Annotated in this window: 19 protein-coding genes and 2 riboswitches; of the genes, 11 read left to right on the top strand and 8 right to left on the bottom strand. The window is 34.3% G+C overall.

Going from position 1 to position 26,796, the window contains the following annotated elements; genetic code table 11:
• Positions 1-199 precede the first annotated feature (199 nt).
• Positions 200-1,387 carry an MFS transporter gene (locus ACQKIM_RS23895; protein ID WP_427548767.1) on the top strand — a complete coding sequence of 396 codons (1,188 nt, stop codon included), beginning with the start codon at positions 200-202 and terminating at the stop codon, positions 1,385-1,387.
• Between the two features lie 69 nt (positions 1,388-1,456).
• Here ACQKIM_RS23895 and ACQKIM_RS23890 read toward each other — a convergent pair whose 3' ends face one another.
• Complete coding sequence (locus ACQKIM_RS23890; protein WP_427548765.1) at positions 1,457-2,224, bottom strand: GNAT family N-acetyltransferase; 768 nt, start codon at positions 2,222-2,224, stop codon at positions 1,457-1,459.
• Positions 2,225-2,471: 247 nt separating this feature from the next.
• Between ACQKIM_RS23890 and ACQKIM_RS23885 the strand changes: the two genes are divergently transcribed.
• From ACQKIM_RS23885 to ACQKIM_RS23875, 3 genes are read left to right on the top strand one after another with little or no spacing between them, the layout of a single operon-like run.
• Positions 2,472-3,122, top strand: a complete 651-nt coding sequence (locus ACQKIM_RS23885; RefSeq protein ID WP_427548763.1) for an ArsR/SmtB family transcription factor — start codon at positions 2,472-2,474, stop codon at positions 3,120-3,122.
• A 25-nt stretch (positions 3,123-3,147) separates the two neighbouring features.
• A complete protein-coding gene (locus ACQKIM_RS23880; RefSeq protein WP_427548761.1) occupies positions 3,148-3,468 on the top strand; it encodes a DsrE/DsrF/TusD sulfur relay family protein in 321 nt (106 codons plus the stop codon).
• Between the two features lie 33 nt (positions 3,469-3,501).
• Complete coding sequence (locus ACQKIM_RS23875) at positions 3,502-4,767, top strand: MFS transporter (protein WP_427548759.1); 1,266 nt, start codon at positions 3,502-3,504, stop codon at positions 4,765-4,767.
• Between the two features lie 159 nt (positions 4,768-4,926).
• On the opposite strand, the gene ACQKIM_RS23870 is transcribed toward ACQKIM_RS23875, so the two are convergent.
• From ACQKIM_RS23870 to ACQKIM_RS23860, 3 genes are all read right to left on the bottom strand, one after another.
• The gene (locus ACQKIM_RS23870; protein ID WP_427548758.1) at positions 4,927-6,231 is read right to left on the bottom strand and encodes an alpha/beta hydrolase family protein; all 1,305 of its coding nucleotides are present in this window, start codon (positions 6,229-6,231) and stop codon (positions 4,927-4,929) included.
• 177 nt (positions 6,232-6,408) lie between these two features.
• Complete coding sequence (locus ACQKIM_RS23865; protein WP_427548756.1) at positions 6,409-6,843, bottom strand: DUF3021 family protein; 435 nt, start codon at positions 6,841-6,843, stop codon at positions 6,409-6,411.
• A gap of 12 nt (positions 6,844-6,855) precedes the next feature.
• Positions 6,856-7,293, bottom strand: coding sequence for a LytTR family DNA-binding domain-containing protein (locus tag ACQKIM_RS23860; RefSeq protein ID WP_427548754.1), 438 nt, complete (start codon positions 7,291-7,293; stop codon positions 6,856-6,858).
• A gap of 435 nt (positions 7,294-7,728) precedes the next feature.
• On the opposite strand from ACQKIM_RS23860, the gene ACQKIM_RS23855 reads away from it, so the two are divergent.
• Together ACQKIM_RS23855 and ACQKIM_RS23850 are read left to right on the top strand one after the other, a co-directional pair.
• Positions 7,729-8,697, top strand: coding sequence for a hypothetical protein (locus tag ACQKIM_RS23855; protein WP_427548752.1), 969 nt, complete (start codon positions 7,729-7,731; stop codon positions 8,695-8,697).
• Positions 8,698-9,436: 739 nt separating this feature from the next.
• The gene (locus ACQKIM_RS23850) at positions 9,437-10,915 is read left to right on the top strand and encodes an Lsa family ABC-F type ribosomal protection protein (RefSeq protein ID WP_427548750.1); all 1,479 of its coding nucleotides are present in this window, start codon (positions 9,437-9,439) and stop codon (positions 10,913-10,915) included.
• Positions 10,916-11,123: 208 nt separating this feature from the next.
• On the opposite strand, the gene ACQKIM_RS23845 is transcribed toward ACQKIM_RS23850, so the two are convergent.
• Both ACQKIM_RS23845 and ACQKIM_RS23840 read right to left on the bottom strand, forming a co-directional pair.
• Positions 11,124-12,800: a methyl-accepting chemotaxis protein gene (locus ACQKIM_RS23845; protein WP_427548748.1), complete on the bottom strand. Its 1,677-nt coding sequence runs from the start codon at positions 12,798-12,800 to the stop codon at positions 11,124-11,126.
• A gap of 14 nt (positions 12,801-12,814) precedes the next feature.
• Positions 12,815-13,792, bottom strand: a complete 978-nt coding sequence (locus ACQKIM_RS23840; protein WP_427548746.1) for a BMP family lipoprotein — start codon at positions 13,790-13,792, stop codon at positions 12,815-12,817.
• Between the two features lie 189 nt (positions 13,793-13,981).
• Positions 13,982-14,081: riboswitch (purine riboswitch) on the bottom strand.
• Positions 14,082-15,153: 1,072 nt separating this feature from the next.
• Between ACQKIM_RS23840 and ACQKIM_RS23835 the strand changes: the two genes are divergently transcribed.
• From ACQKIM_RS23835 to ACQKIM_RS23815, 5 genes are all read left to right on the top strand, one after another.
• A complete protein-coding gene (locus tag ACQKIM_RS23835) occupies positions 15,154-17,247 on the top strand; it encodes a methyl-accepting chemotaxis protein (protein WP_427548744.1) in 2,094 nt (697 codons plus the stop codon).
• A 94-nt stretch (positions 17,248-17,341) separates the two neighbouring features.
• A riboswitch (purine riboswitch) is annotated at positions 17,342-17,441 on the top strand.
• 377 nt (positions 17,442-17,818) lie between these two features.
• Complete coding sequence (locus ACQKIM_RS23830) at positions 17,819-19,021, top strand: protoglobin domain-containing protein (protein ID WP_427548742.1); 1,203 nt, start codon at positions 17,819-17,821, stop codon at positions 19,019-19,021.
• A 15-nt stretch (positions 19,022-19,036) separates the two neighbouring features.
• Positions 19,037-21,466 carry a sensor domain-containing protein gene (locus ACQKIM_RS23825; RefSeq protein ID WP_427548740.1) on the top strand — a complete coding sequence of 810 codons (2,430 nt, stop codon included), beginning with the start codon at positions 19,037-19,039 and terminating at the stop codon, positions 21,464-21,466.
• A 552-nt stretch (positions 21,467-22,018) separates the two neighbouring features.
• Positions 22,019-22,903, top strand: a complete 885-nt coding sequence (locus ACQKIM_RS23820) for a GNAT family N-acetyltransferase (protein WP_427548738.1) — start codon at positions 22,019-22,021, stop codon at positions 22,901-22,903.
• Between the two features lie 740 nt (positions 22,904-23,643).
• Positions 23,644-24,738 (top strand): DUF418 domain-containing protein, encoded by a 1,095-nt coding sequence (locus tag ACQKIM_RS23815; RefSeq protein ID WP_427548736.1) that lies wholly within the window; start codon positions 23,644-23,646, stop codon positions 24,736-24,738.
• Between the two features lie 87 nt (positions 24,739-24,825).
• Here the strand turns inward: ACQKIM_RS23815 and catA are convergent, their stop codons facing one another.
• Entirely contained in the window at positions 24,826-25,479 is a 654-nt protein-coding gene (catA, locus tag ACQKIM_RS23810; protein WP_427548734.1) for a type A chloramphenicol O-acetyltransferase, read from the bottom strand.
• 135 nt (positions 25,480-25,614) lie between these two features.
• Positions 25,615-26,133, bottom strand: coding sequence for a GrpB family protein (locus ACQKIM_RS23805; RefSeq protein ID WP_427548732.1), 519 nt, complete (start codon positions 26,131-26,133; stop codon positions 25,615-25,617).
• Between the last annotated feature and the right edge of the window lie 663 nt (positions 26,134-26,796).

Raw genomic sequence — 26,796 nt, 5'->3', positions numbered from 1 at the left:
ACCTCGCTGTGTTGTTTGGTCGTACTCTCAACTCTAGCGGATACAGATGTTTTTTTGTATTCTTTTTTAGCAAGAACAGATTTTGGTGTTGAGCCGAAATAAAATATTTAAAAATTTATATATTTCTATATACGAACTATTTTCATTTTGTTACGATGAGTGATATTAATTGAATATGGAACAGCAGGGGAGATACAGCATGTGGCACAATCGGAATGTATGGATTATTTTATTAGGTGAATTTGTTGTAGGTCTTGGCTTGTGGGCTGGAATTATAGGAAATCTCGCTTTTATGCAAGAGGTTGTACCTTCTGATTTTCACAAATCTTTAATTATTTCTTGCGGTATATTAGCGGGTCTAGTAGTTGGTCCATTGGCTGGACGCATTATTGATCGATCGAGGAAGAAAACTGTTGTACAGCAGGCAAGTGTCGCACGAATCATTAGTGTTCTTTTTATGTTTATGGCACTTTATACAAATTCGGTTATTTGGATGATTCTTTTTTTAATAACCTTGCAAATTGCGGCAGCCTTTTATATGCCTGCCCTTCAATCAATTATTCCAATGATCGTTAAGGATAATGATTTAATGGCCTTAAATGCATGGCAAATGAATGCACGGACAATTTCGAGGATTATTGGTACTGCCGCAGCAGGATTTATGTTAAGCTTCTTTGAGCTGAAATGGTTGTACATTATTTCATTTATCGTCTATATTATTATGTTTATTATTACAAGTTTCCTACAGTTGGATGAAACGGAAAATTCATCTTTAGCGAATAAGGAAAAGGGTAACTTCAAAGAGGTTCTACCAATGGTAAAGGAGCATCCTATTGTCTTGATGACTCTAGTCCTAATGCTTATTCCAACATTATTTTTAGGATCCTTTAATTTAGTCATTATGAAGATTTCCGAAATTCATCAGTCAACGACTATCTCAGGATTATTATACACAGTTGAAGGCATCGGTTTCATGCTGGGAGCAGCTGGCTTGAAGATGATAGCAGAGCGGGTGAAAATAGGGACATTGCTCTTCACATTAGCATTTATTATTGGTTCAATGGAGCTAATGCTCTTATTATCAGATATTAAATTCTTTGCACTACTGACATTTGGCGTTTTTGGATTTTCAGTAGGATGCTTTTTCCCAACTACTATGGTCATTTTTCAAAAGCAAGTACCTAAAGATTTCCACGGTCGATTTTTCTCCTTCCGCAATATGATTGATTCTGTCATCTTTCAGGTTGTCTTATTATCAACAGGAATGATGCTTGATTTAATTGGACTAAGTGGAATGGGGCTTGTTTTTGGGATTATAAGCGTGAGTCTAACGATTTCTTTTTTACTTTATTCAAAGAAAAAGAATGTTGTGATGCAGGTACAATAATGAAAAAAAGTAAGAGTCCATTTTGAGTTTGTGTCAAAATGGGCTCTACTTTATAGGCATACCTAAGCCTTATTCAAAGACAATCATTTCTCCGACTTCTTTAAATCCGAAGCGTTTATAAATATTTTTTCCGTCCTCTGATGCCTGTAAGACTACTGGCTTTTGTTTATCGATTGTTTGACTGAGTAGGAACTGAAACATCTCACTGCCATAGCCCTTGCCCCTAAACATTTCTTTTGTCATCACATCATAAATACCGTAGCAATCATTACTGTCGATTAATAATCCCGTAGCTACAGGCATTTCGTTTATACAACCAATAAACATTCGAGCTTTTGTTGCTAATTTTTCCTGAGAGAATTTCTGAAAATAAATTTCTAACGCATCTCTTTCGGGTGTTCCCTCAAATAAACTTAGAAAAACATCTTTATATTGTAGCAACTCTTCCTTATTGCATACTTGTGTTATGGTAAGATGATTCGAAATTCGTTGACCAGTATGAAGTGTCTGGTCAAGCTTCATCATAATATTTCGTTCAGCTTCCTTTAAGTCATATTCCTTTATCAGTTGTAGCCAATCATCGCTTAGATTGTTGACATCCACCCATGTACTGAAAGGATGTTTTTTTACAATGAAATGATTGATTCCCTGTTTAATATGATTTTCGTTATGAATCGTAGGGGATTTTGCTAATAACATATTAAATGTATCAGTAGGAATCTCCGTGTTGGCTATTACAAAGTCAGCTTCCTTTATCAATTGTCCAGAAACTGCATGAGTAAATAATTTTAGTTTTTCCTCTAAATTACTTATCACTAATTGTTGACTTGTTTTCATATTTTTCAACCTTCCACTATTAGTAGTGCGCACTTTATTTCATTATAAAGTCAATTAAAGATAAAAAATACGGAGTTCACCATTTTTATATCCTCCCATAATTTTCAGAAAATATGTTAATAATTTTTCCTTTCATTTTTTAATATAAGTCAACTGAACCCCTTTCTTGTTTGACAAAAGGTTGCCTTTAAGCTTAAAATTCAACTATTCAATAAATTAATTGAATAGTTGAAGGGTGGTTTGTTGAATGGTTGATGAACGAAATTTAAAGGACTTATTATATCAAGAATTTGCAAGAATAGGGAAATGCCTATCAAGTCCAAAACGATTAGAAATTCTTGATATTTTATCACAAGGTCCTAAATCTGTGGAGGCATTAGCCAAAAGTACAGATATGTCAGTAGCGAATGTATCGCAACATTTAAAAGTACTATTTAATGCAAGACTAGTCATGTTTAAAAAAGAAGGAAATTTTGTTATTTATGAACTAGCAAATGAAATCATAGCCGATTTTTTAACTACCTTCCATGCATTATCTGAAAAACAACTTATTCAGGTTCAACAAATAAGGGAAGAGTTTTTAAATAATCAACTTGGATTAGATGGGGTCACTCTTACAGATCTTGCTAGCCGTATAGATAAAGGGGAGGTATTGCTACTAGATGTAAGACCTAAGGAAGAATATGAAAAAGCACATATTCCGGGAGCGGTTTCGATTCCTATTGAGGAATTAGAAGCGCATCTAGCATCTTTACCAACCAATTGTGATGTTGTTGCATACTGTAGAGGACCTTATTGTTTAATGTCTGCCGAAGCTGTAAAAATTCTGAAGGCAAGTGGAATTAATGCTTTTCGATTAGAAGAGGGCGTTAGAGAATGGCAGCAATTAGCGAAATAATTACATGGAATTGGGGGAATAAGGGATGAAATTAGGTATTATTTTAGAGACAAAAGAGCCAGAGAAAGCCTGGAATGCGTTTAGGTTTGCGAATGCTGCACGAATGAAAGAGCATGAAGTAAAAATATTTTTAATGGGTGAAGCTGTAGAATGTGAAAACATTGAGCATCCAAGTTTTAATGTGAAAGTACAAATGAATAAATTTGTAGAATTAAAGGGTGAGCTTTTGGCTTGTGGAACATGTTTAAAATCGAGATTACTAGATGAAACATCTTCTTGTCCAATTTCTACAATGGATGACTGTGTTCAGGTTGTCGAATGGGCTGACAAAATGGTCACGTTTTAACATTTGAGAAAAATAGAAAGTAGGTGCTATGAAATGTTTAGTAAAACACAAGATTCTGTTGAACTTTATATAGAATCACCCGAAAAGCTACAAAGTCTATATAGGCGTGTGTTGATGGTTGTTAGTCTATCTCAAATATTCGGTGGAGCAGGACTTGCTGCAGGTATCACGGTAGGTGCTCTTTTAGCACAACAAATGCTAGGAACGGATGCTTATGCAGGAGTACCGTCCGCTTTATTTACGTTAGGGTCGGCAGGTGCCGCTTTAATTGTGGGAAGATTATCACAGCGTTATGGGCGTCGTACAGGTTTATCAGCAGGGTTTATTGTAGGAGGTCTAGGTGCTATAGGTGTCGTGATGGCTGCCATGATGAATAGTGTCATTTTATTATTTGCCTCACTTCTAATCTATGGAGCAGGTACCGCAACCAATTTACAAGCCCGCTATGCAGGAACTGATTTAGCAAATAATAAACAACGAGCAAAGGCTATTAGCACAACCATGGTGATGACTACATTTGGGGCGGTTGCAGGTCCGAATTTAGTAGAAGTCATGGGGAAATTTGCATTATCCATTGGTATTCCTGCATTAGCTGGTCCATTCCTCTTATCAGCAACAGCATTTATTTTAGCAGGTCTAGTCCTATTTATTATGCTGCGACCTGATCCATTAGAAATTGCGCAAAGGATAGAAGCACATAAACAAAAGTCTGCATCTGAAAATAATACTCAATCCATCCAACCAACAACCAATAAAAGAGGTCTAGCAGTCGGTGCAACAGTTATGGTACTTACTCAGATTGTAATGGTTGCTATCATGACGATGACACCAGTACATATGAAGCATCATGGGCATGGCCTGACAGAAGTAGGCATTGTTATAGGATTTCATGTAGGCTCCATGTATCTTCCTTCTCTTGTAACAGGAATACTTGTTGATAAAATCGGACGCACAGCTATGAGTATTGCTTCCGGGATTACATTGTTATTCGCAGGTTTATTAGCAGCATTCGCACCGAGTGATTCGATGGTGCTATTAATCATTGCACTTTCTTTACTAGGATTGGGCTGGAACTTTGGCTTAATTAGTGGTACTGCTCAAATAGTAGATTCGACAGAGCCCTCCACTCGTGCAAAAACGCAGGGAAAAATGGATGTTTTAGTGGCACTCGCAGGAGCTTCAGGTGGTGCTCTTTCAGGCATGGTAGTGGCAAATGCAAGTTATGCAATACTATCTTTAGTAGGGGGGCTTTTATCCCTATTACTTATCCCAGTTGTCATTTGGTCTAGAAGAGCTTGATAAAGTTAGAAAGTCACTAAAAGACACTAAAGTTATATCTACTTCATAATTCTAGTAGATTAAAAGAGGAGGTCCAATTCAGGTTAATGGACTTCCTCTTTTAAAATTTATACAAGTATTTGTGCCGTTCCTAAATTTATGGCGACAAGATTGTTATGTTCAATATGTCTCTTTTGGAGTGAACTGGCCGACGCCCTTTAATTTCGAGTCAAAAAATTCCAGTATTAATTCATTTTCAGTTTCAATACAATATAATTTATCAATATCAGCTTTTCCGCGTTGTAGAATATTTGTCAGTATAGGAGAGAAAAGCGATAAATCGGTCAAGCTTAAATGTTTTGCCCCTTGGAGATGAACAGTATATGCTTCTTTGAAGTGTTCATTATTAGGTTTGTTTGCTATATAAATGGGACTAATTTCAAGCTGTCTCCAAACATCATCGGAATAAATGTTAAGGAGCGGGGTTGTAAAATCCTTGCTCCTTGCTATAAAATCATCCATTTCTTTCTTATAAATAAGTTCACTAAAGAAAGGGGCATCGATATTTACTACTGCACTTATATCATTACGCTCTCTGTCTAACCAAACACTTGCTGCACCGCCCATTGAGTGTCCAAATACACCAATTTTCTCTGTATTGATATGTGAATAAATAGGACTACTGTTACTATTGGCTTTTTTTAGAATCGTGTCAATGACAAAATTCATATCATCTGTTCGCAATTTCATCCATTTTTGAATGATTTTGTAGAGTTCTTCCTTTGTGTAAATACCTTCTTTATTAGAATCGGTGATTTCATAATAATAATCTTTATTGATCATGGTCACTATTCCATCCTCTGAACGAGTAAAGAAGGAATGATAGGGATGATCGATGGAAACGACTACATAACCATGGCTTGCCAGCTCAGTATATGTAGAGGCGTTACTTTCCTTGATACCATATGCTCCATGTGAGAATACCAAAAGCGGATATGTTCCATCTGCCTTTTTTGGATACCAGAATTCCACATTTACGAATCTGTTTTGCTCCGTGTCTACAAATTCCTCGATGCGGTCTTCATCGTAAAATGTTTCAGTAGCGGTGGCGACTTCATATTCTCCTGTCACTTTTGGTGATGGATACTGTGGAAAAATAATGACAGGTGAAAGTACAAATACAAATGTCAATATCATCATAATGGACTTCCACACAATGCTAGAAGTTTTGTATGGTTTGTTATTTGTTTTCTTAAGGATAAGAGTTACTGTTCCATTTAGGGCTAATAAGAAAAGTAGTATAGCAAGCATTACCCAGCTAAAATTCCAGACAAGCACTGATGAAACAGTAAGTAACACAAATACTATAAATACAGCAATCCTAATCCAATTCTTTATTTTGTTATGGTTTTGCTTAGTCGCTATGCAGTAGATTGCAAAAGCAATCTCGAAAATCACAGCCATTAGTAATAGTAAAATTCCCATTGTTGTTCCTCCACCTCATAATTTTATGAAATCATCATAATAAACAGATGGAAGGATGTATATGGAAAAACAGTAAGTTGTATTCACAAGCCAATAAGATGCAAAAAAACGGTAAGCTCTAATGCTTAACGTTAAATAATTTGTTATCAGATAACTACTGCTTATTGATTTTCTTGACTATTCACCAAAGTCTTTTTTCATTAATTTTAGTTTTTCATTGATTTTTTTTGCATCTTTTTTATCATTTTGCCATGAAAGTAAACGAACAATGATATAGATTACCGCGATTTGCAGTGCTAGAAAGATTACACCTAATGCATCATTAACAATATTAATAGCGCTGCCTAGGACAATCAATAAAATCTCCAAAGTGAAGAAATGAATTATTATTCTTATACGCATTTTGTTCTCACTGAGATCATTGGGAGAATAAAAAATAAATCCCGTTAATGCACTTAGAAATGAAGATGCCATTATGATATAAATCGATTTCAAATCAAAGGCCATGTCAGGATAAAATATTTGTCGCAACAAAGTAATCATCATGATTATGGACGCGAAGATGATAAAGAAATCCTTAATTATCTTTTGTACAAATTGTAAAAAATTCATATGTATCCCTCTTTACAAACCTAGCATATTTTTAAGGACAGGCACATACTGCCTTGATATAACAGCACGTTCTCCATTATCCAGCACCGCTTCGAATCGGCCACTTATCGTCGGATAAACAGATGAAATTTTCGTGATGTTCAAAATTGTTGATTTCGATGCGCGAAAACAGTTTTTTCCTTTACATAATTCCTCTAGCTCGTAAAGTTTTTGTTTTACCTCAAAAACGTTGTTCCTGCAGTAAATAAAAACTTTTCCCTCGACTGCCTCGAAATAATAGATATCATTAAGCTTAATGCGGTGAATACTATCATTTTGATATCCAAGTAAAATAAGATTTTCCGTTTTCAGCTTGTTGATGATGGCATCTATTTCATCATCAACCTTATGACACCTAATAACAATCTCTTCTTCTAAATCTTGGCTTATTTCTTCTATTGAAATTTTCATATTATCACCCACGAAAATTCAAGTTATTTCATTCGTTTAGAATGCTATTAACTTGCATACACCTCCAGACAATTCTTTTTTTCATTTTATCAGATTAAAGTTTGGAATAGTAGTTAGAATCTGGCAAACAAAGTGGGGAGAGTAAGGGCGAGTTCCTATTTTTCATTCGTTATTTCTTTTATCCTCTTTATTAATAGGAATATTTTTAGAACTACTACAAACCAAGGGAAATCAATTTCAAAATTGGATTTTCTACATGAAACATTACAGTTCTTTATTCATTTTTATAAAGTAAGTATTAATACAAAGTTTTGAAATGCTGTTCTTTTGACATTCAGCTGACACAATTCGCTGATAAAGTGAAGGCTAAGCTTAGTTAAACTCTAAGCTTAGAGGTAAAAGCCTCGTCTACACTAATTCAAGGAGTGAATAACAATGAAAAGAAAAAGTAAGATGGTAACTTATGCTATGACAGGAGCTTTATCACTAGGGATAATTGGAGGTACAATTATTCCAACTTATGCTGCTACAGTTCAAAAAGAGACAGTAAATGTAGAAGAATACAAAAAGTTGGATGCTGAAACACAACAAAAAGTTGATGAAATTTTAAATAATCTGAGGAAAGAACTAGCTGAATTAGGGATATCATTTCCTACAGGAAAAGGCGATAAATTTGCAAATTTAGATGATGAAACGAAGACAAAGGTCCAAGAAATTACGAAACAGGTGGAAGACGGTTCCTTAACGCAAGAGGAAGCCGATGCACAGCTCAAAGAACTAGGAGTATCTCTTTTAGATCATAATTTCAAGGGAAAAGGCGATAAATTCTCAAATTTAGATGATGAAACGCGCACGAAGGTACAAGCAATTATGAAAAAGGTGCAAGAAGGTTCCTTAACACAAAAAGAGGCCGATACACAACTTAAAGAACTGGGAGTGTCTCTTCCCGATCATAATTTCATGGGAAAAGGCGATAAATTCTCAAATTTAGATGATGAAACGCGCACGAAGGTACAAGCAATTATGAAAAAGGTGCAAGACGGTTCCTTAACGCAAGAGGAGGCTGATACACAACTTAAAGAATTGGGAGTATCTCTTCCTGATCATAATTTTATGGGAAAAGGCAATAAATTCTCAAATTTAGATGACGAAACGCGCATGAAGGTACAAGCCATTATGAAACAAGTGGAAGATGGTTCCTTAACGCAAGAGGAGGCCGATGGGCAGCTCAAAGATCTAAGAGTGTCTCTTCCAGATCATAATTTCAAGGGAAAAGGCGATAAATTTGAAAATTTAGATGATGAAACGAAAAAAGAAGTTACAAAGTTAATTGAAAAAGCTAAAGCTCAAATGGAAGAACTAGGAGTTGATTTGCCTACAAAGTTTAATCAATTAATTGATTAAACAAAGAAGATTATTCTACAATATTCTGGTATAAACCAGATTAGGTAATTAAGGAGTCACTCATGGAAAATTGATGAGTGACTTCTTATGTTTTATCTTGGTATTACATCAGGAATAAAAAAGGCGTGGTAAGTTTAGGGTGATTAAATGTCATGATTAACTGAATTAAAGGTCCATATTAGGAAGGACATTTATATCGAAAATTAAATTAGAATCTGAAATGGGAATAGACGCAGCATGTTGGTCAATTTTACGAGGATTTTCAAAAGATCAACAAACAGTATTTAAAATGAAGAAGAACAGAATTGTATTCCACAAAAAAATTTGTTAATATAAACATACAATTATGAGAGGACTGATGGATGAACAATGATGAACTAATCTATATTTTATGTTGAAATCAATAACTTCAAACTACAAAATATAGGATTAGTCTGTCCATTTTTATCAATCAATCAGTTTAAACTTTATTTGTCATGTTTCCTGTGGCAAAAAAGTTCTTATGCAATACCAGTGAAAGACTAATCCTTCCAATGACAAATTGGGAGGATTTTTTATTCTCTCATAAATAATTGAATCAATAAAGGGGAGAGAGAAATGGGCGATTCAGATACTATTGTTACACATGTAATGCTCCGTACAAGTCGTTAATATCCATCAAACTTATACGGAGAGATTTAGAATGGATGGATATGCCGACTTTGTATAAAAAGTATAGCTATACAAAGGAGGAATTATTATGTCAATGATACAAGTTCAAAATTTAACTTTTTCTTATCCAAGTAGCTTTGACAATATTTTTGAAAATGTAAACTTTCAATTAGATACGGATTGGAAACTTGGGTTTATTGGTAGAAATGGGCGAGGTAAAACAACATTCTTTAATCTATTATTAGGGAATTATGAGTATAGAGGGAAAATCATTTCTTCAGTAGAATTTAATTATTTTCCTTATCCAGTTTCAGATAAAAACAAGTATACCTATGAAATTTTTGAAGAAATTTGCCCCCAAGCAGAAGATTGGGAATATCTTCGTGAAATATCCTATCTAGATGTTGATGCCGAGGTTATGTATCGACCATTTAAAACATTATCAAATGGAGAACAAACAAAGGTGTTGCTTGCTGCTCTTTTTTTAACTGATGGTCAGTTTTTATTAATTGATGAGCCGACCAACCATCTAGACACAGATGCTCGAAAGGTTGTCTCTGATTATTTAAGGAAGAAAAAAGGGTTTATTTTAATTTCACATGACAGAATCTTTTTAGATGGATGCGTTGATCATATCTTATCTATAAATAGGGCAAATATCGAAGTTCAAAGTGGTAACTATTCTTCTTGGAAGTTAAATTTTGATAGACAGCAAGACCATGAAGAGGCAACCAATCAGCGTTTACAAAAAGATATAGGGAGATTAATACAATCTTCAAAGCGCTCAGCAGGCTGGTCTAATCAAGTGGAAGCTTCCAAAAATGGCACAACAAATTCGGGTTCTAAGTTAGATAAAGGTTTTGTTGGACATAAAACAGCAAAGATGATGAAGAGAGCGAAGAGCATAGAATCAAGGCAGCAAAAAGCTATTGAGGAAAAGTCAAAACTACTAAAAAATGTGGAAAAAACGGAGTCATTAAAATTAGAACCATTGGTATTTCAGTCAAAAGAACTACTGGCTTTGGCAGATGTGTCTGTTCAATACGACGACCAAATAGTGAATCAGCCAATAAGCTTTAAAGTCGAGCAAGGTGATCGAATCGTACTTGATGGAAAGAATGGTAGCGGGAAAAGTAGTATCTTAAAACTCATTCTAGGAAATTCAATACAGCATACGGGCTCTATAAATATAGGTTCGGGGCTTATTATTTCCTATGTCCAACAGGATACTTCTCATTTAAAGGGAATGTTATCGGACTTTATTGAAGAGCATGACATTGATGAAACGTTATTTAAATCCATCCTACGCAAAATGGATTTTGATCGAATTCAATTTGAGAAAGATATAGGTCATTATTCTGGTGGACAAAAGAAAAAGCTACTTATAGCCAAGAGTTTATGTGAAAAAGCTCATTTATATATTTGGGATGAACCGTTAAATTTTATTGATATTTATTCGCGCATGCAAATTGAAGAGCTTATTCAAAGTTTTAATCCCACAATGGTGTTTGTTGAGCATGATCAGGCATTTCAACAAACTGTTGCAACAAAAACTATAACTATGTAGTTAATACACTATATGATGGTTTAGTTGAAGAACGTAGCTTAAGTTTTTATTTCTGATAGAAAAGAATCCATTTTGATTAATCTTTTTCAAAATGGATTCTTTAATTTATCAGTAAAAATACTGGATGAGTCAAAAAATTTTTGGGTAACTAGAAAGCTATATTGTCTCAGATACTGCTGTAAGAACCGTACTTAGCGGGCATTGCAAATTAAAGTATTTTAAATTGTTTCACGCTATTATTTAAGTCATCTGATAGCTGACGTAATGCAATAATTTTCTCGACAACTATTTGAATAGCATGCGTTTGTTCATTTGTTGAAGCGGTTATTTCCTCTGTACCCGCCACATTTTCTTCTAGCATGTGATTTACATTTTCTACATGCTCAAGGACTTGCTCACCTAATCCCTTCGAATGCTTCATACCTTGTGCTACTTCTTGAAGCTCACTCATGATGCTCCGAACTTCTGTTTCAATACTTTCAAATGCTGATGTTGTTTCATACATGGAGGTTTTTTGTTTTTCAGCAATTTCAACTCCTAGGTGCACTGAATTAGACATATTTTGCACACCTGCTTGGATAGCACCAACAATGCCAAAAATCTTCTCTGTAGATTTGCTTGTAGCTTCGGATAAATTGCGTACTTCTTCTGCTACGACTGCAAAACCCTTGCCATGTTCTCCTGCGCGAGCTGCTTCAATCGAGGCGTTGAGCGCTAGTAAATTCGTTTGCGCTGAAATATCGGCAACAACCCCAGCCATTTCTTCGATACGAGCTGTATGCTCCATAAAGGTATTTGCCACATCATGAATGACTTTTACCGTTTGAATGTTTTCTTCGATCATTTCTTGTTGAGAGGAAATGACTTCTTTCCCTTTATCAATCGCGCCAACAGCCAGTTTGCCATGATCAACAGAAACCGTTGAGCGCTGTACGTTGTGATTGAAATCGGTATCCATTGTTTCGACAAGCTGCACAGTATGATGGAGTGAATTTGAAACGAATAGGGAATCACTCGAAATTTTTTCTGTGGCACTTGCAACATGTTCACTGATTTCAGCGAATAATTTGTTTTCACGCTCTAAATCATTCGTTAATGTATCTATGTGTCCACTCACGTTATGAATCGCATCTAGTAACTGCTTTAATTGATTTGTCATTGTATTAAATGAACGATTTAACACACCAATTTCATCATTCGTTTTATAATGAATAGGCTCCACCATAAGATTTCCAGAGGCAATTTCATTGGCATTATGGGCCAGTTTACGAAGCGGTTTTGTAATATTTCTAATAATTAATACTGTAAAGACACTCCCAAATAAAACTAACAGAATAATGCCTACTAATGATAGTGTAATAACAAATTTAATTTGCTGTGTTAACTCTTTTTGTATATCTTGGTAATGCTCATTGGCATACAGGCCTAGCACATGCACATCATTTAAAATGCCTGCAATACGTGCTTCTTGTGTGCGTACATTTGTTGCATTTTTATCGGTTACTGCCTGGTTGGTTGCAGTTAAGAAGGCTGTGAATTTCCCTTGCATCTTAGTAAAGACTTCTATATTCTCTTTATTTTGTAACGAAGGTTCGATAATTGCTAATTTATCGTTAATCGTACCTTCTAATTTTTTCAATGACTCAATTTGTTTATCTGTCACACTCTGTGGTTGAGCGACACTAATAGCTGTTGCATAGCTGCTTAGCTCATTTTGTGTATTTTTCAACTCGGATTCAATCACTTGAATATTAATGATTTTCGGCAAAATATCTTGGTTTGATGATTGAATACGTATCATTGCCATAATGACAATGGCAATCAGAGCAATCGAAACCGCAATGAGCGTAAACGAGTTTACTAATATTTTTTTATTTAATGACATTTTCTTAACTCCTCTTATTGGCCAAATTGTTGCTGTGATAGTATATTTAGTTCATCTTCAATCTTTGTTGCATTATCAATCACACGCACAGGTGCAAGTTTCATCGCTTTTTCTTTCATACCTAAGGCAATACGCTGCTGCCCAGTTGGTTGATCTTTTGTATAATTTTCTACAAATTCATAAACGGCTACATCAATATTTTTTAACATAGAAGATACAACTGCTTTTTCTGCATATGTATATTGATCTGTATCAACCCCAATCGCTAAAACGCCACTTTCTTGCGCTTGTTGCAATAAGCCAACACCTGTATATCCCGCAGCTGCGTAAAGGACATCTGCTCCTTGATGAATCATGTTAGCAGCCATTGTCTTTCCAACCTTATCATCTGAAAATGTATCTGCATATGCCACAATCACTTCAATAGTGGGATTGATGGCCTTTGCTCCGTCCGCAAAACCTTTTTCAAACTTTTCGATTACTGGGTCCACCATCCCACCTAGAAAAGCAACTTTTCCCGTTTTTGACGTCTTTGCAGCTAATGCACCTGCTAAATAGCTACCCTCATTTTCTTTAAAGGTAATAGAATGTATATTTTCAATGTCTGACTCTGAATCAATTAGAACAAATTGTTGTTTTGGATTTGCCTTTGCGATCTTTTCCAAATCTGCTTGTAGTGAGAAGCCTACTGCAAAAATTAAATCATTGCCCTCTTCCACTAACTCTTTAATCCCTTTTTCATAGTTCGGCTCATTGCCAAGCTCACGGTAATCAAACATAATGCCAAGTTCATCTCGTGCCTCGATTAAACCTGCTACTGCTAAATCTGCAAAAGACTGATCACCGAGTCCAACGTCTGGCAACATAATCCCAACTTTGAATCTATCTTCTACCCGTAATTCAGTTGAATCTTCATTTTGTGCCGAGTTGTTCCCACAAGATGCTAGTAATAATCCTGCTGTTATCGTTAAGGCAAATAACCTTTTTTTCATAATACCTAACCCCATTCACACTTATTTTTCCAATATTCTTAAATTAAAAAACTTCTGATTTTTTACTACATCTCTATTCTTAATCCCCACTCACCACTTTCTGCGTATAAATACTCTTTTTAATTTTTCATCTTAGGATGGAGACTGGTAAGGCATGTTTACTTACAATAAAAAAAGACTACAAACGAGCTAATATAACAGCCCGTTCGTAGTCGAAGATTTTCGGTCTTCAGTAGAGACCCTTAGCCCATATTACTAAGGATATACGAATGGTTTTCTAGTACATAACCTAATTATTACCAACATAACTTTTACCATCACTGTTTCATTAAATCAATTCACTTTGTTACGTTTCAAAGTTAAATTCGTCAAATCATATTCATATAAAGAATCTCTTTTGACATAAGAGAAAAGTCCTGAAATACCATGATTCCCCATATTCTGTGGGTAATTTGAAATATGCCTTACCACCCGTTACTATTATAAATAATTCTTTCAAAATTTCAACCAATAAATACCAAAGACCATAATTAATACCTAATTCATTATATATTAAATCATGTTAGAGTGCTTAATAACTATTTTTGATTTTAACGGTTATTTATGTATTTTTCTATTGAAAATCTTTGCTTCACGATTATTCAACTATCGTCAGCAGCAATCGAAAATGGCTTTTGAATCTTTTAGATGCCTTTTTTAACGAAGTAAATTTATATAAATTTTTTTTATGAAATTACTATGGACCTAATACAAGCTCTTTTCGCTGCATTCAACCTATACACTAATTGCTTTGTCTGTTCATTTTTGGACGTAATAACCACTTTCAGGATCTAAGGTAATATCTTCTGATTTTTCCTGTTTTCCCTTTTTAAAATTCTACGATGGAAGGGCTTTTTCCGTTTCCTCTTAACCTAAATTTGATTCAATTCGAAGTTTCTTTTTAGACTATCATGTATTTTGCTAGGAACATCTTCACTCTTTTTTACCTACAAACGTGAATGTTTGAATGGGAAGAGGAGATGATATAGTCTTTTGTATTTATTGGTTGAAATTTTGAAATAATTATTTATAATGGTAACGGGTGGTAAGGCATATTTCAAATTACCTGCAAAATATGAAAAATGATGGTTTTTTAGGGCTTTTTTCCTGAATAAAAAGAATTTCTTTATATGAATATGATTGTATTTTAGTTCGATTCGTCGCAAAAGTCTGAAAAAATATTATGTTCAAAGTTAGAAAGTATATACAGGGAGGATTAAGGAAAACTAGTTTTATGACAGTGACGCAGCTAAAAGCATTTGTGTATACTTATTGGATTCTTTGTTTTTTCTTTGGTTCTCCCAATTGAAGGAGAGAAATAAATGAAATCAATGAAGCAATACTTGTTAGTTGTTATGTTAGGACTTACGATCATACCGATCATTATATTAAACATAACGAATCAATTCTTTTTGTCTCATGATCTTACACGTAGTGTTGAGCAATCAAATAAAATGTTTACGGCTACTTTATCTAAAAGTGTAGAAGATTTTCTTGTACAAGCTTTTCAATTAACGCAGTTACTAGCTAATAGCGACGACATTAAGGCTTTTGATTCCCAGAAACAAGAGGAAATTTTACGTTCAACAGTAGCTAATAATGATTATATAGATCTTCTTTATGTGCAAGGTATGGATGGCATGCAAACAGCTCGCTCATCTGGAGAAGTTGCTCTTCGTCGTGATCGTTGGTGGTTCCAGCAAATGTTAGTAGATCCAAAGCCATTTGTAAGTTCGACCTATTACTCAGTGAATGGAAATGTTCCTGTAGCATCGGTTTTTCACCCTGTAGAAAATAACAATGGCGAGATGATTGGGGTGATGGGAGCAGATATGAAATTATCTTCCATTCAAGAGATGGTGGAGAATTTTGCTACAAATTCAGAAGATATCTATATTTATATCATTGATAACGAAGGGAAGGTTGTTGCTCATCCAAATCAAAATTATGTCGCTGAGCAATATAATTATAAGACATTAACTAAAACAGTTCTTGTTCATGATAATGGTGGAAATATACGTTTAGATGAAAAGGGTAACCATATTACAGAGGAAAAGGAAATTGAGGTCCCAGTAGAGTTACAACAAATAACAGAAAGCGCTCTGATGGGAGAGCATGGTGTATCAGAATATGTAAACGAATTAGGGGATGTTGTTATTAGTGGCTATCATCCGATTCATATACCAGGTCAATCAGAGAACTGGGCGGTTATTTCTGTTCAAGATAAAACAAGCGCCATGGCTATGATTAAAGATATGTTGTATAAGAATGTTGCCGTTGCCGTTGCTTCAATTTTGGTAGTTATTATCATTGTTTTCATGACATCAAAACGTTTAATCAATCCAATTATTGAGGTCATTGAACGAGTGCGAGAGGTAAAAGAAGGGGACGGAGATTTAACGAAAAGAATTGATACAAAGGCATATTTTGAAATTGCTAGATTGATTAAATATATTAATGGTTTTATTGAGCATGTCCATCAAATGGTTCAAACAACAAAAGATTCTATTAAACAAGTATCGCAAACGGCTAAGCATGTTTCGGAACAAACGAATCAAATCGCTCATGAATCTGATAATATTGGAGCTAGCTTGCAAGAAAGTAGTAGTAATGCAGAAGAACAAATCGGTCAAATAGAAGATGGAGCAAATTCAGTTAGTCGAGTAACTGAAGGCATTCAAAAACTTTCAAATTTATCTGAAAGTGTGAAAATGGCTTCATCGGAAACACAAGATGCTTCCAAACAAGCACAGATATCGTTTCAAAGTATTTCTTCACAGATGCAAGATATCCATAAATCTGTAGAGAATTCTGTTCAAATTGTCAATCGCTTAGGTCTCCGTTCACAAGAAATCCACCAAATTACAGAGATGATTACTACCGTAGCAGAACAAACGAACCTATTAGCTTTAAATGCAGCCATAGAGGCAGCAAGAGTAGGGGAACAAGGAAAAGGTTTTGCGATTGTAGCAAATGAGATTCGGATGTTAGCGGAACGATCAGCTGTTTCTGCCAATGAAATTACAAAGGTTATCGATGAGATTCTAAATGATACAATGCAAGCTGTTTCTTCCATGTCAACGGGCGAAAAAGTCGTAGAAAAAGGATTGTCCATCGTTCAAGAAACGAAACAAATCTTTGAAGATATTGGCGATAAGTCAGAACAATCTGGCTTACTGACGAATGACATGAATGTAGAAATTACAAATGTTTTAAAGGAATCTCAATTGGCACGAAAGGCAATTGAGAATATTGTCCAGCTTTCTAAGGAAACAACGAGCATGATCAAAACGATGAGTGATTCCTCTCAAGAGACGATTGCGTCAACAGAAGAAATAGCAGCATTAAGTGAAATGTTGACGAATTTAACTATAGAACTTAACAATACAATTAATCATTTTAAAACAAATAGCTAATGGCTGTTTTATCCATCATAATTACGCAATATTTTGAAATTACATTTAAAAGTGAATTGATTTCAATGAAACACAGATGGTATTAATTTAATAGGTTGTGTACTGGAAAACCATTCGTATATCCTTAGTAATATGGGCTAAGGGTCTCTACTGAAGACCGAAAATCTTCGACTACGAACGAGCTGTTTTAATAGCCCGTTCGTAGTCTTTTTTTGCTGTAAGAAAGCATGCCTTGCCGGTCCCAATCCAAAGATGAAAATTAACAAATCTTTATAACAGAAAGTAGTGAGTGAGGAATAAGAATAGAGACGTTTTATAAAGAATATAAGCTTTTGCAGTTGTTATTTTAGAAAAGATTTGGATTTTGTTGTTTTATAAATATCAATCCAAAAAAAGGATAAAAATTTATCCTTGGTTTGATTCGTATAGTAAGGGAGAAAGAACGAGAGTGAAAACAAACTATTTTTTTAAGTCCACTATGTTTAGGAAAAAAGAACAGAGAAATCAAACATATTGGCTAGATGATACCAAACATAAACAGGTGAGAGTAGAAATTCAGGATGCAATGATCTTGAAACAATTAGAAATGATTGATTTGTCGATAGAAGAGATACAGATATCAAAAGCGATTCAACCGTTAATATCAGACCATATTGATGAAATCGTTGGAACTTTTTATCAAACGATTACAAATGTAGAACAATTAAGAACAATTATTTTAGAAAATAGTTCACTTGATAGATTGAGAAAGACGTTAGAGACGCATTTAATTGAAATGTTTAGCGGTCAACTGAATGAAGAATTTCTAGAAAAGAGAATCAGGATAGCCAATATACACTATAGAATTGGACTAGAACCGAAGTGGTACATGGCTGCATTTCAAAATTTACAAAGTACGTTATTACATCTTGTGCATCGTCACGTGGAAAATCAGGATGAAAGTATGAGGATTATTCAAGTCATAATGAAAATTCTAAATTTTGAACAACAGCTTGTACTAGAGGCATATGAAAAGGAAAATCTCCGTCAACGTGAGCTCCAATACGATGAGGTAAAGACTGAGTTAAAAGCGAAAATAATGACAGTTTGCGAAGAAATGACGCATATTACAGTGCGTACGAAGGCAGCTGTCCAAGAATTAGTAACAAATAGTGAGGTGGTGAATGAATCGGTATTACGTGGAGCTGATGCTTCTAGAGATACGCATCGACTAGCAACTGATGGGCAAGAGAAATTACTAAAATTAGAGTCACGCATTGATTCTATTTTTAGTCGCACGAATAAAATGGAAGAGATTGTAGGACAATTAAATCATTCTGTCCAAGAAATAAGCCAAGTTATTAATCTTGTTCAATTAATTGCGGATCAAACGAATCTTTTAGCGCTTAATTCATCTATTGAGGCAGCACGGGCCGGTGAACATGGCAAAGGGTTTTCTGTTGTGGCGCAAGAAATAAGAAAACTGGCGAGCCAGACGAAAACGTCAGTTGAACAAATTAAAGGCTATGTTGATGAGACACAAGATTTTACAGAGGAAGTTGTTACGATTATCGAAGAAGTTCATCATTTTGTTCAAGAAGGAAAAGAAGAATCAGATGCATCTGACTTAGCATTCAATCGTATTATGGACTCAATGTCAACAAGTTTAGACGATGTCGAAACGGTTGAACAGGGAATGGAAGCACTTATATATAATATTAAAGAAATTAGCAAAGCAATGGATAAAGTTGCAACGTCTGTAGATACATTAAACGTTGCTATAGGGAATTTATAACGGGGAGTAGGTACTATGTTGCAAGATGTAGCTAAAGTTGAACACACGTTGAGGTTATTAGAAGAAGGGGCGTTCAGTGTTTTTGTAACCGATATAAAAGGAACGATAACGTATATAAATAATCACTTTTGCGAAATTTCTAAATGTAATAAATCGGAGCTAATCGGTCAATCATACAAAAAAATGAATGTACAGTTTGATTTCCGTAAGGAGCAGCTTATTCAAACGATTTTTGCTGGAAAAGTATGGCGCGGGGAAGTGAGATATCAAACGGGGGACAATAAAGAATACTGGTTTTATCTCGTAATCACACCCATTAAGAATAATGAAGGGGACATTTATCAGTTTTTGGCTGTAGGTAATGATATTACAAATCATAAAAAGTTGGAATTATCGTTCAATGAAACTCTCAAAAACTTACATGATATAAAAAATGCATTAGATGAGGCCTCGATTGTTGCCATCACAGATGAAAAAGGTGTGATTACCTATGTTAACGATAAATTTTGTGAGATTTCTAGATATGACAACGAGGAACTCATTGGTAAAACACATCGCGTCATTAATTCTACATTTCATCCAAAATCGTTTTTTAAAACGATGTGGGAAACAATTAGACAAGGGAAGACCTGGAATGGCGAGGTGAAAAACCGTGCAAAAGATGGTAGCGAGTATTGGATGAATACAACGATTGTTCCTTTTCTTGATAGCGAAGGGAAACCATATCAATATATATCAATTAGAACAGATATTACCGATAGAATTAAGGCGGAAACGGCCTTAGCTAAAGCGCTAGAAAGTGATTTTAGAAAAATTGTTCAAAATCTGCAAAACTGTGTGTTTAAAATTGTTAATCATGAAGATACGAAGATTGTTTTTACTCTATGCGAAGGTAAAATCGCAGAAGAACTAGGGTTGGTAACAGACGCCATTCAAGGTAAATCGTCTTTTGAAATTTTTGAAAGTGATGTTGCTACGCAATTAGAGCTGAATTTCCATAAAGCTTTAAATGGAGAAACGATAAATTTTGAACTATCCTGCTATAATCGATTTTTTTATATTACATTATCACCAATTTGGGACAATGGAAAGATTGTTGAAGTCATCGGATCGATGATGGATATTACTGAGCGAAAGAAAGCTGAAGAAACGATTCATTATATGGCTCACCATGATTCGCTGACGAATCTAGCGAATCGAAGACAATTTACACAATTATTAAATTCGGCTTTGCTTAAGGCAGAGCATAATCAAGAAAGTCTATGTGTGATGTTTATTGATCTAGATAGGTTTAAAAACATTAATGATACACTTGGACATTTAATCGGAGATGCACTTTTGCAATCAGTGGCTGTTCGCTTACTCAGCTGTTTACGAGACAGTGATGTAGTTTCGCGTCAAGGCGGCGACGAATTTACGCTCTTCTTATCAAATATTAGTCGTAAAGAAGCTGATGCTGTTGCAAGGCGAATCATTAAAACAATCTCAAAGTCACTAACGCTTGACCATTTGGAATTGTATATAACACCAAGCATCGGTATTAGCATGTATCCGGATGATGGAGAAACGGTGGAAAAGCTAATTAAACATGCAGATGCTGCAATGTATTTAGCAAAAGAGTGTGGTAAAAATAACCATCAATTTTATACAAAAGAGTTACAACAGGCTACACTCAAAAAATTGAAGCTAGAAACAGACTTGCGAAAAGCACTGGAAAAGAATCAGCTGATACTTTATTATCAACCCAAAATTAACATTATAACTGGAAAGATTATTGGGACTGAAGCATTAATTCGCTGGGATCATCCGAAGCTTGGTATCGTGTCGCCAGATCAATTTATTCCACTTGCTGAGGAGACAGGTCTGATTGTTCCGATTGGAGAATGGGTCATTCGGTCTGCGTGTAAACAGGCAAAAATATGGCAAGATGAGGGGCATCCTAACTTAACGATTGCAGTCAATATTTCTTTACGTCAATTTATGCAAAATAACTTACATGAAGTTATTGGTGAAATTCTTGATGAAACAGGCTTAACGCCAGAGTATTTGGAGTTAGAAATTACAGAAAGTATGGCATTAGATGTCAATTATACAATTCGTGTCTTAAAGCGTATAAAAAGTCTGGGTGTCAGTATAAGTATAGATGATTTTGGAACTGGCTATAGTTCATTAAGTTATTTAAGTCAATTTCCAATTGACCGTTTAAAAATTGATCAGTCTTTTGTAAGAAATTTGAATTCTAGCAATCAGGCGATTATTAAGTCGATTATTGACATAGCACACAATCTGAATATTGAAGTTATTGCTGAAGGGGTAGAGACTGAAGAACATGTTAATTTTTTACATGGGCAAATGTGTAAAGAAGCACAGGGATATTACTTTAGCAAACCACTTCCGAATCATGAAATTGATAAGATTTTAATGACAGAATTGAAAGAGGCATAAATACACTGCCCTATTTGTTAGATGTAACTAACAAAAAAAGCGTAGTGAAGTTATACGTAAGATGCTTCACTACGCTTATAATGAGAAAACACCCACTTTCATTTTTTAATCGGAAAAGACTTGGGGTAACGCTTTTTTATAAAATATATAGCTAGAAAATTTTACAAAAAAGAGAATGCAAGGTAAAATAAATACAATCCGAAAACAGAAGGGAGATTAGACTTTTATGCTAAAACTTATTATCGCAAATTAAATTCCAACGAATTTAATAATTAGGGCTATTCTATAATTTTAAGAAATTATAGGTTTATTTAGTTATGTCCTTTTGCGATAATTGAGAGAAGCAAATGTTGTCTAATCCATATAAGCAAATAATAAAGTATTAAATCAAACTAAGATATTAGATTTGATTTTCAATACTTAAGTTTGCGTATAAAAAGACTTTATGAGTTTATTCTCATAAAGTCTTTTGCTGTTTTTAGGAGGTGATAATTCCCATAAAATACATGCAATGCAACAAAGCGATTGAAACAAAAATTGGAGGGAATTGAAATGGAAAAATATGAATTAGTAAGTGATTATCGAAATAATAAAAGCTTGAAGGAAAGTTTTAATGCCTTAGTAATGAAAACATTCAAATTAGATTTTCGAGCCTGGTATAACAAAGGGTATTGGAATGACACATATATACCATATTCATTTGTTGACGAAGGTAAGATTATTTCAAATGCTTCAATTAACAAAATGTCAATAATTATTAATGGTAAAGTGTATAAAGGCATTCAGATTGGTACAGTAATGACAGATGAAAATTATCGCAATCAAGGCTTGGCTAAGCAATTAATGCAGCATATTATGAAAGAACACGAAAATACTTGTGATTTCATGTATCTTTTTGCAAATGATACGGTATTGGATTTTTATCCGAAGTTTGGCTTTACACGTCTAAATGAAAGTGAGTTTAGTTTAAATTTAGCAGAAAGTTCCATTCGAATGAAGATAGATGCGAAAGTTAAGCAGCTTTCTAGTGAAAATGATCTTGTCTTACTTGAAAAATTTGCGAAGAATCGCCATGTTAACTCAATGATTTTAGATGTTGAGCGTAATGAAAGTTTATTAATGTTTTATTTTACGGTAGTATTTCATGAGGCCATTTTCTATGTGGAAGATTTAGAAACAATTGTGCTAGTGGAGGAAGAAGAAGATACGCTGCATATTTTCGATATCATTTCGTTTAATGCTCAAAATGTGGAAGCTGTATTAGCAAGTATTGTAAAGAAAACAACGAAAAAAGTGGTGTTTTATTTCACACCTGATTTTACAATCAAGGACATGACAGCAACCATTATGCCAAATGATGATGATGCGTTATTTGTCTTAACAAAAAAAGAATTACTACAAGGTAACTTTATGTTCCCGTTAACATCACATTGTTAATTAACGTGCAATATCTATACTGGAGTGGAGTTAGTATTGATGAACATGCTGCTGTTGAAGAAATCTCTTTTATCAAAATAAACATAAAACTTCAACTGAAAAAAACTGTTCCGGTACCAAGGTAAAAGTGCTCCGTTCAGTGGAGGAATTGCCTAGGTCAGTCGAAAAATTGTTCTGGTCCAAAAGAAACCTGCTCAGGTCAAACAAAGAATCGCTCCGGATCAAAGGAAATGTGCTCGGTTCAGATAAAGAATCGCTCTGGTTCAAAGGAAATGTGCTCGGTTCAGTCAAGGAATCGCTCAGGTCAAAGTAAACTTGCTCGGTTCAGTCAAAGAATCGCTCTGGTTCAAAGGAAATGTGCTCGGTTCAGTTAAAGAATCGCTCAGGTCCAAGGTAAACTTGCTCAGGTCAGTCAAAGAATCGCTCAGGCCCAAGGTAAACTGGCTCGGTTCAGACAAGGAATCGCTCTGGTTCAATATTATAACAAAATTATCCAAGTGAACACGTAGCCTTACCGTGGTTGCCTGTTTACTTGGATATATTTTTTAGTTTTATCCCTGTTGTCATAAAGCCTTCATCTGGACTTCTAAAAAGAGTTATACAAATTTCTTGATTTTGTTAAAAGAATCAATTAATATTTACTTACCGGTCGGTAAAAACTGAAAATGAGCTTTTTTTTAGGTTAGTTTTCAGTTATTAGATTTTAGAAGATATAAATTGCAGCTTAAGGGGGAACGTTTATGACTAAACAGTTACAATCAAAACGTATTGAAGGGTTAGATTTTGCTAGAGCCTTGGCTATGTTTGGAATGCTCATAGTAAACTTTAAAATTATTATGGGAGCGGTAGGGAATGGGCCGGATTGGCTTATATGGTTTACTGGACTTTTTGAAGGAAGAGCGTCTGCTACTTTTGTTACGCTGGCTGGTATTGGAGTTGCTTTGATGACAAGAAAAGCTAGAAATGGAGATAATCATTCTTATATTAAAGATAATAGAGTGAAATTATGGAAACGTTCTGCTTTTCTCTTTATTCTAGGTTTACTTTTATATGTGGCAGATTGGACTGGAGATATTCTACATTATTATGGTGTTTATATGTTGATTGCATCATTTCTTATCGCAGCTTCTACAAAGTTCATGATCATCATATCTAGTCTTTTTTTAATAACATCACAAATCTTACAAGTGATAATGAATTATATGAAAGGATGGCATCCTGAACATCCATTTATGGAATATCTTGATTTTTGGACAATTGAAGGTTTTCTAAGAAATCTTTTGTTTAATGGATATCATCCAGTATTCCCTTGGGTATGTTTCTTTTTACTTGGAATGATCCTTGGCAGACTTGATTTATCGAAGAAAGCTGTAAGAAATAAAATGTTGTTTATTTCTTTATTTTTACTCATAACAATAGAGGTACTTTCAAAGGCGTTAATGCGATTATCTCTATCGGTATTAGATGTAAGCAGTGCAGAATATTTGTTTCAAACTGGACCAATTCCACCAAATATCTTATATATCTTATCAAATTCCGCTTCTGCGATAGTTGTCATCGTTACTTCCATTTATTTCTCAGAAAAGTTCGCTGGGCAATGGGTGACAAAATCACTTATTCAAACAGGACAATTAACATTAACTCATTATGTCAGCCATGTATTTATTGGTGTTGGACTATTAGCGTTAGTAAATAGATTAGAGAACCAAACGTTAGCATTTTCACTAGTATTCACGATATTGTTTTTTGTAGCGAGTATTTTATTCTCTGTTTTATGGAGTAGAAAATTTAAAAGAGGACCTATTGAATGGATTATGAGAAAAATAACAAATTAATAGTTTAGTAGTGGAGTGAATTTTACATAAAGGGAGATTAGAAAAGCGTTCTTGTAATAAACAGGAACGCTTTCATAGGTTTTATATTCAATCTAATAACCAACCATAGGATTCATCAGCAAAACTCTGAAGGTAATTCATGAATAAGCCTGCATGGTATCCATCACAAACAGCATGGTGCATTTGTAAAGAAACAGGAAGATAAATAGCATTTTCCTTGTGCACAAATTTACCGGCAGTAATAATCGGTAAGAGATAATTATCCCCATTAGTAATGTTAAGGTTAAAACCAGTAAATGAACACCATGGAATCATTGAAATGTGAAAAATATTTTCAGGAATAGGGGATTTCGGAAATAAGTTTATCCTACCGTTATAATTCTTTAAATCACTTTCGTAATTCTGATGGAACTGTTTAAAATTATCCGATGTTTCTGTCCAAATGCTTGAAAATGTCTGTGTTTCCTCATTAAAAATCGTGTAACTTGGATTTAATTTTTCCCAATAACCTAATTCTCCCTGGCTATTAAAACACGTTCTAAATGCAATATTAGTGTTGATAGCTTTTGTCACCAGATAGATAAATGCTGGATAAAACTTGAAATTATTATCTTTTATGTTTTGATAGAGAATGCGAATATCTATTTCAGATGTCATACTAAATGTTGTTTGTTGGGTCATATAATGATCAAAATATTCGTGTCGATGCCAGTTATTTCGATCAATTTTATTGAAAATCATTTTTCAACGCCTCCTAAATATTAGAAATTTTATTTAGGAGGCTATTTTCACTGCTTTTTTCATTCGTTACACCCCAATATAATGTTACTTAACATTCTATTTCATCTTGAAGGGCATCCATTAAATGAACATTCATTAACGGATAGTCCAATACCATTTAATAGCATCTTTTTCAACATTTTTGACAAAGTCATTTTTCCCATCGCCATAGCCTTCTATATCATTTGGATACTTTTTGGCAAGCTGGTTCTTTAATTGTCCATACTTTTTACAAACCTCGGGGTGCTCTCGAAGGTAATCTCTAAATGCTAAATGTCTTTCGATTTCCTCAATATTGCTATATTGAAAAGCATGAATTTGGTGTGTACGATAATCTCCACCTTTGCGGAAATATCTTCGTCCCGTTATCCCAAATTCCCCCATAACTTCGTACCCAATCTCTTGAAATTGCTTAAAAAATGAATCCAAGTTATTAATATCATTAACTACTAATAAAATATCAATAATAGGTTTTGCTTTTAGTCCCGGAACTGATGTACTTCCAATATGAAAACTATTCACCAACTCTTCTTGAAGGAATGTCCTAATAGAATGTTCCTCTTTTTGGTAGTCACTACTCCAATTTTGATGATAATCTACAACTTTAATAAACATTCAATACACCCCATTCATATTATGTACCTTACAAATTATAAAAGTCTACTGTTTTGTCAATACGAACCAACTGAATTTATCGTTAGGGAGGAAATGATGTTATAACTAAATAAAAAATGAATTTATCAATAGATTCGTCAGCTTATTGAATTAGTGTGCATTTTTCACTTTGTGTAAATGCTTATTATGGCGTGTGATACTTTTTGAAAATGTGCCTTTAAATTATTTCTTTCTTATTAATAAGTGATTGAATATAGATTTCGGTCATTTTAATTTGTTCTTTCCATAATGAAATAATCCATTCTCTGTCTTCTAAAGAGATTAAAAAAGTCGCAAATCCATTTAAATAAGTAACTATTAAATCATTTACTAGCTCAATGCAAGAAGGAGTTAATTGATTCCCATAAAAATCATTTAATAAAACCTCAAATAAATCAAACGGTGTCTTATCTCTGTCTTGATTGAAGATAAGATCATCAAACTCTTTATCGTATGAAGATTTTACTACAAATTGTAATTGAACATTAATTAGGTTTAAGTAATCTTTATTTTTTTCATCAATAAAAAAGGCTCAACACCAAAATCTGTTCTTGCTAAAAAAGAATACAAAAAAACATCTGTATCCGCTAGAGTTGAGAGTACGACCAAACAACACAGCGAGGT

The organism is Lysinibacillus sp. NPDC047702 (assembly GCF_050272555.1).
Classification (GTDB): domain Bacteria; phylum Bacillota; class Bacilli; order Bacillales_A; family Planococcaceae; genus Lysinibacillus.
The sequence above is the reverse complement of the archived record's forward strand: the minus strand, read 5'-3'. Positions and strand labels throughout refer to the sequence as shown.

Bases quoted from the DNA above. Each gene is read 5' to 3' on its own strand.
- ACQKIM_RS23895 (WP_427548767.1), top strand. From the start codon at position 200: ATGTGGCACAATCGGAATGTATGGATTATTTTATTAGGTGAATTTGTT.
- ACQKIM_RS23890 (WP_427548765.1), bottom strand. From the start codon at position 2,224: ATGAAAACAAGTCAACAATTAGTGATAAGTAATTTAGAGGAAAAACTA.
- ACQKIM_RS23885 (WP_427548763.1), top strand. From the start codon at position 2,472: ATGGTTGATGAACGAAATTTAAAGGACTTATTATATCAAGAATTTGCA.
- ACQKIM_RS23880 (WP_427548761.1), top strand. From the start codon at position 3,148: ATGAAATTAGGTATTATTTTAGAGACAAAAGAGCCAGAGAAAGCCTGG.
- ACQKIM_RS23875 (WP_427548759.1), top strand. From the start codon at position 3,502: ATGTTTAGTAAAACACAAGATTCTGTTGAACTTTATATAGAATCACCC.
- ACQKIM_RS23870 (WP_427548758.1), bottom strand. From the start codon at position 6,231: ATGGGAATTTTACTATTACTAATGGCTGTGATTTTCGAGATTGCTTTT.
- ACQKIM_RS23865 (WP_427548756.1), bottom strand. From the start codon at position 6,843: ATGAATTTTTTACAATTTGTACAAAAGATAATTAAGGATTTCTTTATC.
- ACQKIM_RS23860 (WP_427548754.1), bottom strand. From the start codon at position 7,293: ATGAAAATTTCAATAGAAGAAATAAGCCAAGATTTAGAAGAAGAGATT.
- ACQKIM_RS23855 (WP_427548752.1), top strand. From the start codon at position 7,729: ATGAAAAGAAAAAGTAAGATGGTAACTTATGCTATGACAGGAGCTTTA.
- ACQKIM_RS23850 (WP_427548750.1), top strand. From the start codon at position 9,437: ATGTCAATGATACAAGTTCAAAATTTAACTTTTTCTTATCCAAGTAGC.
- ACQKIM_RS23845 (WP_427548748.1), bottom strand. From the start codon at position 12,800: ATGTCATTAAATAAAAAAATATTAGTAAACTCGTTTACGCTCATTGCG.
- ACQKIM_RS23840 (WP_427548746.1), bottom strand. From the start codon at position 13,792: ATGAAAAAAAGGTTATTTGCCTTAACGATAACAGCAGGATTATTACTA.
- ACQKIM_RS23835 (WP_427548744.1), top strand. From the start codon at position 15,154: ATGAAATCAATGAAGCAATACTTGTTAGTTGTTATGTTAGGACTTACG.
- ACQKIM_RS23825 (WP_427548740.1), top strand. From the start codon at position 19,037: ATGTTGCAAGATGTAGCTAAAGTTGAACACACGTTGAGGTTATTAGAA.
- ACQKIM_RS23820 (WP_427548738.1), top strand. From the start codon at position 22,019: ATGGAAAAATATGAATTAGTAAGTGATTATCGAAATAATAAAAGCTTG.
- ACQKIM_RS23815 (WP_427548736.1), top strand. From the start codon at position 23,644: ATGACTAAACAGTTACAATCAAAACGTATTGAAGGGTTAGATTTTGCT.
- catA (WP_427548734.1), bottom strand. From the start codon at position 25,479: ATGATTTTCAATAAAATTGATCGAAATAACTGGCATCGACACGAATAT.
- ACQKIM_RS23805 (WP_427548732.1), bottom strand. From the start codon at position 26,133: ATGTTTATTAAAGTTGTAGATTATCATCAAAATTGGAGTAGTGACTAC.